Below are 13668 nucleotides of genomic sequence, written 5' to 3' on the forward strand. Positions count from 1 at the left end.
GTTACCACCGTGTCCGGGACGGGCGGGACGGCGATGACGGCCGATGAGACCCGTGACGACCCGCCGCCCCGTCAGGTCGATCCAGGCCGGACCCAGCAGTCACATGGAGCGGTCCAACGCCCCGATGGCATCGTCGGCGCGGCGCGCGTGCAGTTCCTGGACTTCTTCACCGAGCAACATCCACAGGTGGTGCGGTTCGTGATGTTCGCACGTCACGCGACATTTCACGCTGCCGAGGACGCCGCCCAGGAAGCGTTCATCGAGGCATGGCGCACCACGGACCGGCCAGGCGCCTGGGATCAGATCCGCGACCCCAAGGCGTGGATTCGCACTATCGCGCTTCGCCGGCACGATCGCCCCGGCGGTACGCGCCGCCGAGAGCCCCCCACGATCTCGGGAGTGGAAGAGCTCCTCACCGACCACCCCGCCCCTCAGCCCGATCCGTCCGACCTGGCGTCCGGGACGGCGCGGGTGCTGCAAGCCCTGGACGCGATCGACGACGACCTGACGCGCGCGGTGATGGCGTTCACCCTGGACGGGTACCCCGACAGCGTCATCGCCGCTCAGACGGGCACCGACACCCAGCGAGTTCGCAACCATCGCGCCAAGGCCCGCAAGCTGTTGCGCCGATACCTCGGCTCCAGCGGCACGCAGGAAGGAGGAACGGGCCGATGACCGACCACGTCCACGATCCCGATGTTCTCTCCGACGGCGAACTCGACCGCCTGTTGCTCGACGCGCACACCGACCTGCTGCGGTATGCCCGGGAGCACACCGATCCTCTGACCGGCCTGCTGGTCTTGATGGAGGACGACACCACTCCGCCGCAGCCGGAACCGACGCACGACAGCCATGACCTGGTGATCCTCGAACTCCGCGCCCTCACGCGGCACACTCGGAGGCGACTGCCTGAGGGTATCGCCGAACTCCACCACGCCCTGGTCCGCGCGAACCTTCCCCATCCCAACAGCGCGTATCTGGCCTTCCTCATGACTCTCACGCAGGCCATCATCACGGTCAGCGACATCAGCCATGAACTCGCCCGCGACCGCGATCTCGCCCGCGACCTCGCCCTGGGCCTCACCCGCGACCTCGCGCGCGACCTCAAGCTGGCGCTCGGTCGCAACCTCACCCGTCCGCACGTCCGCACCCGTGACCGCGTTCTGAACCACGCCCTCACCCTCGCGCGCGACCTCTTCCGCGACCTCGCGCTCACCCTTGCCCACGATCTCGACCTCGCCCTCGACCTCGCGCGCGACCGCGTTCTGAACCACGTCCTCACCCTCGACCGCGCCCTCGACGGCGCCCTCGCCATGGCAAGCGACCTCGACCTCCCTCGCGACCTCACCCGTGACCTCGCCCGTGTCCTCACCCGCACTCGCACCCGCGGCCTCGACCATGACCTCGACCACGGCCTCACCATGGAGGTCGCCGATATCCTGGTGCGAGCGGTAGCGTCCGCACTCGCGTCGGTGCCGGTGAACCTGTCGGGAGTGGACGCTTCCCACCTACCGATCATGGATCTTGAAGCGCTCGCAGGCACGGTGTGGAACCGAGCCACCACATGGCCGGTGAATCTGCGTGAACTGGTCGAACAGCATTCCGAGCAGATCGGTGACGGGATGTTCCAAGTGCGTGGGGGAACCGAACGAGACCCGCACGGCTCCGTCCTGGCCTGAGCGCGCCCCACCAAGAGGTGGCCAAGCCCGGCTGTCAGGAGCGGGGGACGGTGAACCAGGTGAGGGTGCCGGGGCCGTAAGGGAGGGTGCCCCATTCCTTGGCGAGGGCTTCGATCAGGTGGAGGCCCCGGCCGTTCTCGGCGACGGCGGAATGCGGCGTGCCGCGCGGGGCCGGGACGGACACCGCACCGCCCTGGTCCAGGATCTCGACGCGGAGCACGTCGGCCAGGCCGAAGAGCTTGACGGCCACCCGGCCACCATTGCCGCCGCTGAGCGTGAACTTGATCGCGTTGCTCACGCACTCGCAGGCCAGCAGCTCCGCGTCACCGGCGACGGCGCGGTCACTCGCCCGGGTCAGCAGGCTCCGGACGTAGTGCCGCACGTCCGGCACCTCGTCGACGGCCCCGGGGAAGACGATGAGGCCGAGAAAACGTTCCGTTACGGCGCCGTCACCATCGCGGCGATCCCGCGTGCCGCCCGGATGTCCACAGGGATCCGGTTCGAAGGGCTGCGCCCCCATGCGTAGAACCATTGGTCGCCTCGCAGTTCTGCTTTGATCTTGAGTTTCGCGGTGGCCCTCGACACGAACAGGACCGGCACGTCGTACGGACGCAGCGCGAGCGTGCTGGACCGCCCGAGGACGTCCAGTTCGACGGCGAGCATCACCAGGTGAAGCACCTGCACCTCGCGCCCCGTCATCGCCGCATACTCCCTCGTCAGCGATCTTCTGATTACCCTGCGCGCCCGTCCGATAACGGTTAGCATCTATCTCGCAGGGACTTGGCGCAAGCACTTACTTGAAACCCATCAAAATTCGGTGACCGATTGGGGTCGAATCGTGGCTAAAGGTAGGCATATCCCGACCGTCGCGAGCGCGCGGCTGGCACGAGAACTACGCGCCCAGCGCGAGCGGACCGGCTTCAACCAGGAGATCGTGGCCGAGGAGATGGGCTGGGCCGAGAGCAAGCTCTACCGGATCGAGAACGACAAGAGCCGCGTCCTACAGCGGGACGTGAAGCGGCTCCTCAAGATGTACGGCGTCGACGGCGAGGAGGCCGACGCCCTCGTCGAACTTGCCCGCCTCGCCCGCCAGCCCGACTGGTGGCATCAGTACTCCGGAGCGATCCCGAAGTGGCTCCAGGTCTATGTGGTCCTCGAAGCATCCGCATCGCATGTCTTCGGCTATGAGTCGGAGTTCGTGCCTGGGATCATACAGACGGATGAATACGCCCGGGCGATCATGTCCACCGCTCCCTACCCTGACACCGAGGACGACGTCGACGGCATGATCGCCGTGCGGGCGACTCGGCAGGCGCGGCTCCACGAGGAACCAACCCTTGAAGTTTGGTTCGTCCTCAACGAGGCCGCGATCCGGCGTGTGGTGGGTGGCCCTGAGGTCATGCGCCGACAGATCGAGCATCTGATCAAGGTGGCGCAACTCCGCAATGTGACTCTCCAAGTACTGCCGTTCGAAGCGGGAGAACACTGTGCGATGCACGGAATGTTTTACCTGCTGAGGTTCCCGGAACACGATGATCCCGACAAGGTGTACCTGGAGCAGCAGATCGGCGGCATCTATACCCAGAAGCCAGACGAGGTCGACCGGTATACGCTTATGTACGACCACCTGCGCGCGCGAGCGCTCAGCCCCCGCCAGACGATTGAGATGTTCCGCGCGGTGGCCGCAGAGTTGACTTAGGTGAGCGTTGGCCGAGGAGTTCCGCATGGACTTGACTGCTACCCACTGGCGCAAGAGCTCCCGAAGCGGCAACAACGGCGGTGTCTGCGTTGAGGTCGCTGTGATCCGTGGACTTGACTGTGAGGTCGCGAACAAGGTGGACGAGGAGTTCGTCGTCCTGGTTCGGGACAGCAAGAACCCCGAGCGGGAGCCGCAAGTGTTCACGGTCGCCGAGTGGGACGCGTTCCTGGACGGCGTCCGCAAGCAAGAGTTCGACTCGGCACGCTTGATCGAGGAGTTCACGGCGGCAGTACCGGTGGCCTGAGCGGAGCCCGTGTGCGCTCGCATCGCTGGCGCCGGACCGCGCGAAGCACTGGATTGGCCGTGGAGCGGGTCAGACCGATTAAGCGTCTTCGTCTTCTCGCTGCTCGAGCTTCAAGGACCCAGGACGCAACAGACCGAGGACCGGCGCCTTCATTCGCACCTTACGCGCAGACTCCTGGATCGCCTCACGAAGATATGGATACAGCGCGGGAATGCCGACTCGCCTACTGAATTCGACGAGAACATCTTCGGCGATCTCCACTTCTCGTGGATCCGAACTCCGGTCGCGCGTTTCAAAAATCGCCGCGCCGTCCGCCACGACGACGCCTTCTTTGTAGCTCAAGGTCAAGCGACAGCGGATCGAAATCGAATGAGCGTCCACCCTGTGCATGACATTTAGAGAGGTCTGCGCCTCCTCGTGAGGCTCCTCACTTATTCCTGGATCAGAATTCCACCTGCGGGCAGAGATCTCAAAGAATGTGATCCTCTTTAGTTCGATTTCCTCCACAAGCCGCTCAATGGAGATCGCATCCTCCTCGGGAGTACCACTCATCGAGCACCTGCCAGCTCGTCCAGCGTCTGCGGCGCACTCCATCCCTGCGGGGAGTCGACCGTCGTTTCTTCCTGAAAAGAGGTCACTATTGAGGTGGAGTAAACATAGCTAGCAGTACCCATTCTCCGCGTACGCCGCCAGCGTTCCACCGATATCGAACTCTTTAGGTGAATACCACAGTGCAACGCGGAATCTATGTCCGCAATTTCCTCACGAGTTGGCCTGTTAATTCCGTCGTCAAGGCCATGGAACGCAAGCCATGCGTCGACTTCCGCCCATAGCCACACCTTGGCTCGACCGGCGACACCTTCGGGTGCCGGAAATGGTTGAGCTTCGTTGCGGCGTGAACCATTAGCCCAGAGACTGACCGCCTGGCGTGTAGCGTTGGTTCGCTCCGCTATTTCGGGAATGCCGACCAGGTCTCTGTCCAGATAGAGCAACTGTAGTTGTGGAACAGTGCTTCTGATCGCTCGCACAGCAGAAACAGCGGCGTCAAGAGCGTCCCTTCCCTCGCCGGAAACATCGAGTAGGTCAACGCCCGCCCCGCGAAAGAGCATCGCGTCAAAGGTGTCCGCCAGCAGATCGACTATGTCCGCATCGTCCACGGTTGCACCCTTCACCACAAAACGGAACTCATACTCCATGTCGCACCTCCTCGCTAGATGAAGCTTCGCAACTCTGTTGACGTTCGTCAACAGGGTTACCTCATTCTTCCCGGTCCATGCCGGTCAAGCTTCGGCGGGGGTCATCCGGATCCTTGGGGCAACGTTGGGCGGCCCGGGTGATGCGCATGGCAGCGTTGCTGGGGTTGGCAGGCGTCCCACCAACGGGGATGGTGGTGCACTTGGTCGAACAAGGGCAGTACAGGCGATAGCCATGCCCCTCTCGCCGTAACGTCCAACCCAAGTCACAGAGCTTCTTGAGGACCTCACGGATGTTCTTGTTCTTGTGGTCAGAGGGCTTCGCTTCCTTCCCGACCATCGCCCTCCCCCACCTTGATGCGACCGCGTCACAGTTTCGCACGGATGAAGCACCGTAAGTTACGACACGACCGCGCTAGCTGGGAAGGCAGGAGCATGACCAGGGGAGTTGCCTGTTCAGAAGGTGGTGAGGCGGGCGGCGCGGCCCTTTTCGCCTGCGGCCCAGCAGGCGCCCGGGGCGCAGTCGACGGTGTCGAAGCTGCCACCGTCGAACTGGGTCCAGGTACTGCCACCGTTGAAGGTCACGTCGCTGCCCGTTGGGCCGACCGCCAGGGAGATGGGGAGTCGGGGGGCCAAGGGTGTGGCGCCGGAGCGGTATTCGGCCGGGGGGTGGTCCGCGGGGTGCCAGGTGCGGCCGCCGTCGTTCGTGGTGGCGGCGGCCTTTGGGGACGGTTCGCCGGGACGGTAGTCGCCGCCGACCGCGAGGCCGTGGCGGGAGTCGCGGAACGCCACCGAGAACACGCCCTGGGACGCGCTGGACGGCAGCGGCGTGTCGGCGACCGTCCAGGTGCGGCCCCGGTCACGGGAGTGGAAGACCCGGGACGTGGACGCCCCGCCGGTCGCGAGCCACACGTCCCGGCTTCCGTGGCTGACCAGGCACTGGCCGCTGGCGGCGAACGCGATCTCGCCCTCAAGGGCGGCGGGCATGCCCTTGGACGGCAGCACCCGCCAGGTGCGTCCCGCGTTGCTGGTGGAGATGACGCGGAACTTGCCGTCCACCGGGTCGCTCATGGCGAGGCCGTGGCGGGAGTCGAAGAAGGTCACGCAGTCGTAGAACGCCTTCGGGTCGTCGTTCTTGAAGCCGAGCGTCCAGGTGTGGCCACCGTTGGACGTGCTGTAGAGGCGGGACGCGTCGCCCTCGCCGATGGCCAGCACGACGGCGCGCCTCGCGTCGAACGCCTCGATGTCGCGGAACTCCAGGCCGGCCGTGTCGGGCGGGGCGACGTCCTGCCAGGTGCGACCGGCGTCGGTCGTCCGCAGGACGGTGCCGCCGCTGCCCGCGAGCCAGGCGGTGTTGCGGCTGACCGCGGCGAGGCCCCGGAACCGCGCGTCCGTCCCGGTGGGGGTGAGCCGCCACGCCAGGCCGTCCTTGGTGGTCTCGGCGTGGGCGGTGGCCGGTACCGCGAGGGACGCCGTGACCAGCGCGGCGCACGCTCCCGCGAACGACATCTTCCGGGCCAGCGCCCGCATCGGCTTCATGAGCGCAAGCTAACGAAAGATGATCAACCCGTCCAGGCCCAAGCCACGTGGCCGCGCCTTCGGGCACGCCGGGTCAATGCCCGGCGGCCAAGGCCCAGGGCGGTCTTGCGCCCCGCGCGAGCGTCTTGATGATCGCGATCCTCGTCATGCGGCGGGGCAGGCGTCGTTGAGTCCGCCGAAGTCTCGGTCGGCGTTACGAGATCGGGGTCGTGTTGTGGTTACCAGGGGCCGTAGGGGCCCGAGTGGGAGCTGCCGCCGTTGCGCTTCTTGAAGGGGGCGACCGCGGGACGGACGTCCGCCAGGTAGACGGCGGCGGCGATGAACGCGGCGACCGGGAGGATGCCCAGCAGGAGGGCGATGGGGCTGGCACCGAGGGCCGCGGGCGCGACGGCGTAGGCGCCGCCGACCACGACCGTGACGATCAGGACGATCGTCCACATCTTCTTGCGCCACTTCCCCGCCGCGCTGAAAGCGCTCTCGGGCACCGTCAGCGAGTCGATCAGCGCCCATGCCTCCATCACGAACGCGATGATCAACAGCAGCCAGAAGAAGTAGTCCAGCACATTGAAATCCGACATCAGCGATCAACGCTCCTGCTCGTCTCGGACGGCGACTCGGCGTCGCGCGCACGGGCCTCACTACTCAACCCTATGCGCGCCGTCCACCCGTGGGCCCGTAGCCGTCCCTGAGAGGACGAAAGAGCCCGGCCGCGCGTTCCGGGGCCGGGCTCTGACGGACCGTGCGCTCAGGCGCCGGTCTTCCTGGTCGTGGACCGGGTCCGCGTGGTCCGCTTCGGCTGCGCGGCCCGCGACCTCGGCGCGGGCCTGGACGTCGGCGCGGGCCTGGACGCCGCCTTCGGCGCCACGATGGTGATCTCGGCGGCCTGGCGGTTCACGACCTTCTTGCCGCGCTCGGCGAGCTCGTCGATGAACCCGACGGCCCGGGTGCCGACGTACGTGGCGTAGGCGACGGCGGCGCCGGGCAGCTCCCTGGCGTCGACGCGATCCTGGTACCTGGAGACCTCGCCCCGGTAGCGGCCCACGGTGTCGCGGACCTGCACGCGGTAGCGGTCGACGGTCTCGCGGACCTCGCCCTGGTACCTGGTCATCTGCTCGGGGACCTCACGGAGCTTCTGCACCGCGAGGTCGCCCGCGCCGGCCATGGCGTACACGGCCCGGTTCTCTCGTAGATTGCCGGCCAGCGTCATCCGACCTCTTCCTTTCCGTTTCCGTCGTTTCGTTCGTCCTGGGTCGTCGCGGCGTCCTCCGCCGGTGGCGCACCCTCGGCGTCGTTCTCCTTGAGGAACGACGCGTAGATGTCGAGCAGCACCTGTTTCTGCCGTTCGGTGAGGAGGACGTCTCCGCGGACGGCGGCCTGGACGTCGGTGTCGTCCTCGCGCTCCTCAAGGAACCCGGCCTGCACGTACAGCACCTCGGCGGAGATCCGCAGACCCTTGGCGATCTGTTGCAGGATCTCGGCGCTGGGCTTGCGCAGGCCGCGCTCGATCTGGCTCAGGTACGGGTTGGATATCCCGGAGACGTCCGCGAGCTGACGCAGCGAGATCTTCGCCCGCGTCCGCTGTTCCCGGATGTACTCCCCGATCGAACCGACCTTCGAACCTGCCATGTCTCCACCCTGCGGCAAAGCGCTTGCAATTGCAAGCGGGCAGCTAGCGCAGGTCAGGTGAGTCGGCTCACAGCGGTGGGTTCCGCCCGGCCGGGCCCCCGGTGCGCGCCGTCCCACGAAAATCCGGCGAAAGTGTAGTCATGGCGGCCTTGCCGGACATCTCTGGGCGACACCGACCCGAGAGAAGGGAGCAGCGTGCCGGATCCAGACGGGAGATTCACCGAACTGTGGGACGCGCACTACGACGACGTGCTCCGCTACGCCGCGCGCCGGATCGACCACGAGACGGCCCGGGACGTCGCCGCGGAGACGTTCCTGGTCGCCTGGCGGCGGCGCGGCGACATCCCACCCGACCGTCCGTTCCCGTGGCTGCTGAACGTCGCCCGCAACGTCCTCGCCAACGAGACGCGGAGCCGCCGACGGCGCGTCCGGCTGTGGGACCGGCTGCGCGGCGACAGCCCGCGCGCCCCCACCGCCGACCCGGCGTCCGCCCTGGCCGCGGACGCACGGATAGCCGCCGCGCTCGGCCGCCTGTCCGCCCGCGACCGCGAGGTCCTCCAGCTCGTCGGCTGGGACGGACTCGACGCGCGGTCGGCGGCGACGGTGCTGGGCTGCTCGGTCAAGACGTTCTCCGTGCGCCTGCACCGCGCCCGGCGTCGTCTGACCGGCGCCCTCATCGAGGTCGACGCCGCGGACCGTCCCGCACCCGCCACCCCACTGCGAAGGAGCCCCCAGGTATGAACGATCTTCACGAAGTCCGCGATGTCATGGGCCCGGCCGACCCGTGCCCGCCCGGCGCGTTCGACGGCGCGGCCCGCGATCCGGCCGGACGCGCCGCCTTCGAGCGGATCACGGCGTCCACGGCCCGCCGCACCGGCCCGTCGCGAGGGACCCGCCGGACGGCGTTCCGGCTCGTCGCGGCGGGTGGTGTCGCCGGGGCGCTCGTCCTCGGCACCGTCGTCGTGACGGGCGGCGACGGGTCGCCCCGTCCAGCGGGCACCCAGATGACGGACACGCAGTACGTGCTGAACGTCGCCGCGACGTCCGTGTTGAAGCAGCCGTTCACCGCGCCGCGTCCCGGCCAGTGGGTCTACACCGAGACCCGCTACCTGCGCAGCGGCCAACCGGGCCAGGGCCAGGTCATCAAGCCGGGGACGCCGCTGAAAGCACAGGTCGACCGGGACTGGGTCCGCGAGGACGGGGCCCTTGTGGCGATGTACGAGAACGGCAAACTCGTCACGTCCCCCACGGGCGGGGGGCTGCCACCGACCGACTACGCCACCGTGTCCAAGCTGCCGACGGACGCGGACGGAATGCTGGCCTGGGCCCGCAAGCTGAAGGGGCGGCGCGACTGGAACGGGAGCCCGTTCGGATTGCTCGGGTCGCTCCTGCTGAACAACGGTGCCCTGCCACCGGCGCAGACCGCCGCCATCTACCGCGCGATGGCGAAGGTCCCCGGCGTCACCGTGGACCGGACGTCCAAGGACGGAGCGGGGCACGACGCGATCTCGGTCTCGGCCGTCATCGACGGGTGGGCGAGGGAGGAGATCCTGCTGGCTCCGTCGACCTACGCCTACAAGGGACACCGTACGACCGTCATCCAGGAGCACACGACGCCGACCGGCGGGCGCTACCTGAAGGGCGCCGTGGAGAGCTCGTCCATCCGCTTGGTCGCGGGGGTCGTGGACCGTCCGGGCCAACGTCCCTGACGCGCGCGTAGGCGTCGAGCAGCTCCTGTTTCGGCCGTTCCGTGAGGAGGACGGCACCGCCGACCGGGGGCGATCCTGCGGCAACTCCCCGGCGAGTTGCCGCAGGATCTCCGCGTTCGGCTCGCGCAGACTCCGTGTCATCCGGCGGTTGAGGGGATGACCAACCTCTGGAAGATGGGTGTGGTGTCGGGCAGGCGCGCGGCGTGGGACGTGCACTGCCGGGTGACGCGGATCGCGGTCGAAACCAAATCGAGGCCCCGTGACAGGGCCTCGGAAACAGTCGTCCGTGCTGCGTCAGCGGCCCCGCGAACGGGGCATCATCACCTGACGTGCGGACGTGTTCATGCCCCCAGGGTAACGGACGCACCGCCGCGCAGACCGCTCATCACGTCCAGCGAAACCGCGCCCACGCCCCGCCGATCAGCTGACCTTGGAGGGCGGCGCGGTCCAGGTGTTGCAGATGGTGAGGCGGTTTCCGTCGAAGCCCGCGATGACCCAGCCCGCGTAGTGGCGTCCGGAGCCGTGGTCTCGTTCGTCCGGGGGCTGCTGGTCCTCGCCCCGGCCGCGCAGGTCGATGATCATGGCGGTGTACTGCTCCCGCGTCATCGGCAGCGTGCGCTTCTCCGCGCCGAGGAAGGCCCCGGCGAAACACTGGGCCTGGAGTTCGATGCGGCGGCTCGCCTCGTTGCGGGTGCCGGTGTCGCCGGTCTCCATCTGCCGGTCGGCGTAGAGCAGGATCCCGGCGCGGTCCTGGACGTGGTGTCCGTACTCGTGCGCGATGACCCGCGCGTAGACGGCGTAGTGGGACAGCGGCGCGCCGCCCGAGGTCTCCACAACGTGCCGGAGGCCCACGTACATCGTGTTGTTGGCCGGGCAGTAGAACGCGGACGACCCCGGCGCCGGGTACGTGCCGCACGGGCTGCGCCCCGGCTCCAGCCAGAACACGCGATGGGGCTTGACGAACTGGATCCCGGCCTTCTCGAACTGTTTCGACCACGAGGCGTCCAGGCAGTCGCTCAGCACGTTCATGAACTGACGCATGGACGTGGAGTTCGGCTGGATGCGCGGCAACTGGCAGCTCACCGGCGTCAACGCGCCGGTCGCGTAAAGCTTGTTGTCGGTGGCCTTCTGCACGGCACTCTGCCCACCCCCGGACGACGTCGTGGGGTTGGTCCCGGAAACACCGTCCTGCCCCGCAGCGAGCGTGAGCCCAAGAATCCCAAGAACGACAAGCGCGGTGATGCCACCAAAGATCCCCGCGATCGTCCCCCCGGCGGACCGCCGCGGCGGCGGACGCATCCGCCCATAGCTATACGGCGACCCACCATGCGCAACAGGAGGGTAGGACGGACCGTATCCGGGCTGCCCATAACCAGGCCCATAACCGGGTTGCCCATAGCCGGGATGCCCGTAAGGAGGCGCCGGGGGCCGCGACGGGGGAGGCGGCGGAGGGTACTGACCAGCCATAGCAGGGAATCATCGCATGCATTGCCGATACCATTTGCGGCCATGTCTGCTCTTGCGGCGAAGTTCCGGATGCGGCCGGTGGTGCTGAAGGTGTCGGCGACGTTGTTCGCGACGGCGCTGCTGTCCGGTCTGACCTGCGCGTCCGCGTCGGGGGCCGAGCCCGCGCGGGGACGGTTCGCCGCCGACGAGCGCGTTCTGAAGGACGAGGCCGTCGTCACCACACGCCAGGGCGGTGTGGCGCACGTGAAGGAGACGATCGTCTACCGGTTCGCGGGGCAGAAGGGCTTCAAGCGGACGTTCCCGACTCGCAGCCACGAGAGCCTCAGCGAGGATCGGGTCTACAAGATCGAGAATCTGCGGGCGAGCAGCCCGGACGGTGGGCCCACGAAGGTCGGGTCGTCCAGCAACGACATCAGCACGACCGTCGAGGTGAGCGGCGGGGCGGAGTTGACCGGGAATCGCACGGTCGTCCTGGAGTACGACCTGCGGGGCGCGATCACGCCGATGGGGTCGGCGGAGGAGCTGCGCTGGCCGGTGATCGGTGGGTGGAAGGTCGCGCTGGACGACGCGCGCGTGACCGTCGACGCCGGTGCCGTCATCCGCAACGTCAACTGTTTCACGGGCCCGGTCGGAAGCACGATCGGCTGCACGCAGTACTACACGAACCACACGCACACGCAGGGCATCTACGCGCAGCAGGGGATGTTGCCCGGCGAGTACCTGACGGTCGTCGCGGGCCTGCCGCCGGGGACGACCGGTGGCCGCGCCCTTCACGAGCGGCGGCACACGGTCGCGACGGCGTTCTCCGTGAACGCGGTCACCGGCGGCGCGCTGATCGGGCTGTTGGTGCTGCTCGGCGGGGGTGTGGCGGTGCTCTACCTGCTGCGGGGACGGGACGCGCGGGTCGTCGGGAAGAAGGCGGCCGAGGGCGATCAGGCGCCGGTCGCGGGGACGGAGTTCGAGCCGCCGCACGGGGTGCGTCCGGGCCAGATCGGCACGCTGATCGACGAGCAGGCCGACGTGATCGACGTGACCGCGACGATCGTCGACCTCGCCGTCCGCGGCTACCTGCTGATCGAGGAGGAGGACCGGGCCCGCTCGGGCCGTCTCGACTGGACGCTGCGCCGCCTGGACCGTCCGCAGGTCGACCTGCTCCCCTACGAGCGGATCCTGCTGGACGCGCTGCTCACCGCCCCCGACGGCGGCGGCCGCGACGCGGTGAGGCTGTCGGAGCTCGGCGGGACGTTCGCGACGAAGCTCGCCCAGGTCAGGTCGGCGATGTACGACGACGTGGTGAAGCAGGGGTGGTTCGCGCGGCGGCCCGACACCGTCCGGTCCCGGTGGACGGTCGCGGGCATCGCGATCACCATGCTCGGCATCGCCGGGACCGTCGCGCTCGCCCTCACCACCGAGTGGGCCCTCGCCGGGCTCGCCGTGATCATCGCGGGCGCGGCGCTGGCGTACGGCGGCCAGTACATGCCCGCGAAGACGGCGCGCGGCGCCACGGTGCTCGCGCACACCATCGGTTTCCGCGCGTTCCTGGAGCGCGGCGCCATCCCGGACGGCGACGCGGGCGCGTCCCGGCAGCGGATCGCGTTGTTCTCACGTTTCCTGCCGTACGCGGTGGTGTTCGACGCCGTCCCGAAGTGGGCGGAGACGGTGAAGGACGCGGGCGAACGCGCCGAGGGCGCCGACAACCTCTACTGGTACGAGGGTCCCGCCGAATGGGATCTGTCGAAGTTCGCCGAGTCGATGCGCACCTTCACCCTCGCGACCTCGGGTTCCATCTCCCAGTCGCGGGGTTTCTGAACCCTCCCCGCACGCAGACGACCACCGGGACGGTTAAGGATCTGACACCGGGTAGGGCTTCGGGCGAGGAGGTGTTCCTCATGCTCGCCAGTTCCGCCCCCGCGGGCTCCGTCCTCGCCGCCACCAACCGGCTCGGGGACGCCTACTTCATGGCGATCGGACCGGCCGTGATCTTCATTGCTGTGATCGCCTGGGTGGCGGTGACATTGCTGACTTCACGCAAGCCCCCGCATCGCGGCCGACACCCGAGCGGGCTGCCGGGTCGGGGCCCGGTTCAGGGCGGGATCATCGTGGGCAGCCCGTCCCAGCGGACGCGCCGCGACCCCGCCCCGTCCGTGACCCACCGCGACCTCATGACCCGGATCGAACGCGCCCGCGCGGAGGAAGAGCAGGCCCGGGAGGCGGAGAAACACACGAAACGCCGGGCGGGCAAACGCCTCAAGCGACGACACGTCACCAGACCCCGCTGATCGGCCCACAAAAGACGCGACGCCCGCCGGATCGGATTCCCTCGCCCCACACCCCCGACCGGCGGGCGTTGTTCGAGCCCGCGGTGACCGTCGAGACCCCTCCCGGCGGTCACCGCGGGTCCCGAAGCGCGATATGTCCGGATTCCTTGGCTAAGATGTCTGACGTCTTACTT

The 13668-nt window shown here is 68.2% G+C and carries 17 protein-coding genes; 8 read left to right on the forward strand and 9 right to left on the reverse strand.

Annotated features, from left to right (window positions below; genetic code table 11):
- Positions 1-33: 33 nt before the first annotated feature.
- The gene (locus ABD808_RS19910; RefSeq protein ID WP_344898799.1) at positions 34-675 is read left to right on the forward strand and encodes an RNA polymerase sigma factor; all 642 of its coding nucleotides are present in this window, start codon (positions 34-36) and stop codon (positions 673-675) included.
- Entirely contained in the window at positions 672-1679 is a 1008-nt protein-coding gene (locus ABD808_RS19915; protein ID WP_344898801.1) for a hypothetical protein, read from the forward strand. The genes ABD808_RS19910 and ABD808_RS19915 overlap by 4 nt, the downstream gene beginning before the upstream one ends.
- 34 nt (positions 1680-1713) lie before the next feature.
- On the opposite strand, the gene ABD808_RS19920 is transcribed toward ABD808_RS19915, so the two are convergent.
- Both ABD808_RS19920 and ABD808_RS19925 read right to left on the reverse strand, forming a co-directional pair.
- Positions 1714-2211: an ATP-binding protein gene (locus ABD808_RS19920; protein WP_344898803.1), complete on the reverse strand. Its 498-nt coding sequence runs from the start codon at positions 2209-2211 to the stop codon at positions 1714-1716.
- Positions 2118-2378: a hypothetical protein gene (locus ABD808_RS19925; protein WP_344898805.1), complete on the reverse strand. Its 261-nt coding sequence runs from the start codon at positions 2376-2378 to the stop codon at positions 2118-2120. The genes ABD808_RS19920 and ABD808_RS19925 overlap by 94 nt, the downstream gene beginning before the upstream one ends.
- A gap of 118 nt (positions 2379-2496) precedes the next feature.
- Between ABD808_RS19925 and ABD808_RS19930 the strand changes: the two genes are divergently transcribed.
- Complete coding sequence (locus ABD808_RS19930) at positions 2497-3378, forward strand: helix-turn-helix domain-containing protein (protein ID WP_344898807.1); 882 nt, start codon at positions 2497-2499, stop codon at positions 3376-3378.
- 25 nt (positions 3379-3403) lie between these two features.
- Positions 3404-3682, forward strand: coding sequence for a DUF397 domain-containing protein (locus ABD808_RS19935; protein WP_344898809.1), 279 nt, complete (start codon positions 3404-3406; stop codon positions 3680-3682).
- A 78-nt stretch (positions 3683-3760) separates the two neighbouring features.
- On the opposite strand, the gene ABD808_RS19940 is transcribed toward ABD808_RS19935, so the two are convergent.
- From ABD808_RS19940 to ABD808_RS19965, 6 genes are all read right to left on the reverse strand, one after another.
- Positions 3761-4234, reverse strand: a complete 474-nt coding sequence (locus tag ABD808_RS19940; RefSeq protein WP_344898811.1) for a hypothetical protein — start codon at positions 4232-4234, stop codon at positions 3761-3763.
- Positions 4231-4878 carry a helix-turn-helix transcriptional regulator gene (locus ABD808_RS19945; protein WP_344898813.1) on the reverse strand — a complete coding sequence of 216 codons (648 nt, stop codon included), beginning with the start codon at positions 4876-4878 and terminating at the stop codon, positions 4231-4233. Before ABD808_RS19945 ends, ABD808_RS19940 begins: the two co-directional genes overlap by 4 nt.
- A gap of 453 nt (positions 4879-5331) precedes the next feature.
- A complete protein-coding gene (locus ABD808_RS19950) occupies positions 5332-6414 on the reverse strand; it encodes a WD40/YVTN/BNR-like repeat-containing protein (RefSeq protein ID WP_344898815.1) in 1083 nt (360 codons plus the stop codon).
- Positions 6415-6632: 218 nt separating this feature from the next.
- Positions 6633-6992 carry a DUF2516 family protein gene (locus ABD808_RS19955; RefSeq protein ID WP_344898817.1) on the reverse strand — a complete coding sequence of 120 codons (360 nt, stop codon included), beginning with the start codon at positions 6990-6992 and terminating at the stop codon, positions 6633-6635.
- Between the two features lie 167 nt (positions 6993-7159).
- The gene (locus ABD808_RS19960; protein ID WP_344898819.1) at positions 7160-7621 is read right to left on the reverse strand and encodes a hypothetical protein; all 462 of its coding nucleotides are present in this window, start codon (positions 7619-7621) and stop codon (positions 7160-7162) included.
- Positions 7618-8040: a helix-turn-helix domain-containing protein gene (locus ABD808_RS19965; protein ID WP_344898821.1), complete on the reverse strand. Its 423-nt coding sequence runs from the start codon at positions 8038-8040 to the stop codon at positions 7618-7620. Before ABD808_RS19965 ends, ABD808_RS19960 begins: the two co-directional genes overlap by 4 nt.
- 195 nt (positions 8041-8235) lie before the next feature.
- Here ABD808_RS19965 and ABD808_RS19970 point away from each other — a divergent pair, with 195 nt between their 5' ends.
- Both ABD808_RS19970 and ABD808_RS19975 read left to right on the forward strand, forming a co-directional pair.
- Positions 8236-8781 (forward strand): RNA polymerase sigma factor, encoded by a 546-nt coding sequence (locus tag ABD808_RS19970; RefSeq protein WP_344898823.1) that lies wholly within the window; start codon positions 8236-8238, stop codon positions 8779-8781.
- Positions 8778-9749, forward strand: coding sequence for a CU044_5270 family protein (locus tag ABD808_RS19975; RefSeq protein WP_344898825.1), 972 nt, complete (start codon positions 8778-8780; stop codon positions 9747-9749). The genes ABD808_RS19970 and ABD808_RS19975 overlap by 4 nt, the downstream gene beginning before the upstream one ends.
- Before the next feature lie 420 nt (positions 9750-10169).
- On the opposite strand, the gene ABD808_RS19980 is transcribed toward ABD808_RS19975, so the two are convergent.
- Entirely contained in the window at positions 10170-11048 is an 879-nt protein-coding gene (locus ABD808_RS19980) for a neutral zinc metallopeptidase (RefSeq protein ID WP_344898827.1), read from the reverse strand.
- 210 nt (positions 11049-11258) lie between these two features.
- Between ABD808_RS19980 and ABD808_RS19985 the strand changes: the two genes are divergently transcribed.
- Together ABD808_RS19985 and ABD808_RS19990 are read left to right on the forward strand one after the other, a co-directional pair.
- Positions 11259-13025, forward strand: coding sequence for a DUF2207 domain-containing protein (locus ABD808_RS19985; RefSeq protein WP_344898829.1), 1767 nt, complete (start codon positions 11259-11261; stop codon positions 13023-13025).
- 80 nt (positions 13026-13105) lie between these two features.
- The gene (locus tag ABD808_RS19990; protein ID WP_344898831.1) at positions 13106-13495 is read left to right on the forward strand and encodes a hypothetical protein; all 390 of its coding nucleotides are present in this window, start codon (positions 13106-13108) and stop codon (positions 13493-13495) included.
- The last annotated feature ends 173 nt before the right edge of the window (positions 13496-13668 follow it).

Source organism: Actinomadura meridiana (genome assembly GCF_039537545.1).
In the GTDB taxonomy this organism is placed as follows: domain Bacteria; phylum Actinomycetota; class Actinomycetes; order Streptosporangiales; family Streptosporangiaceae; genus Spirillospora; species Spirillospora meridiana.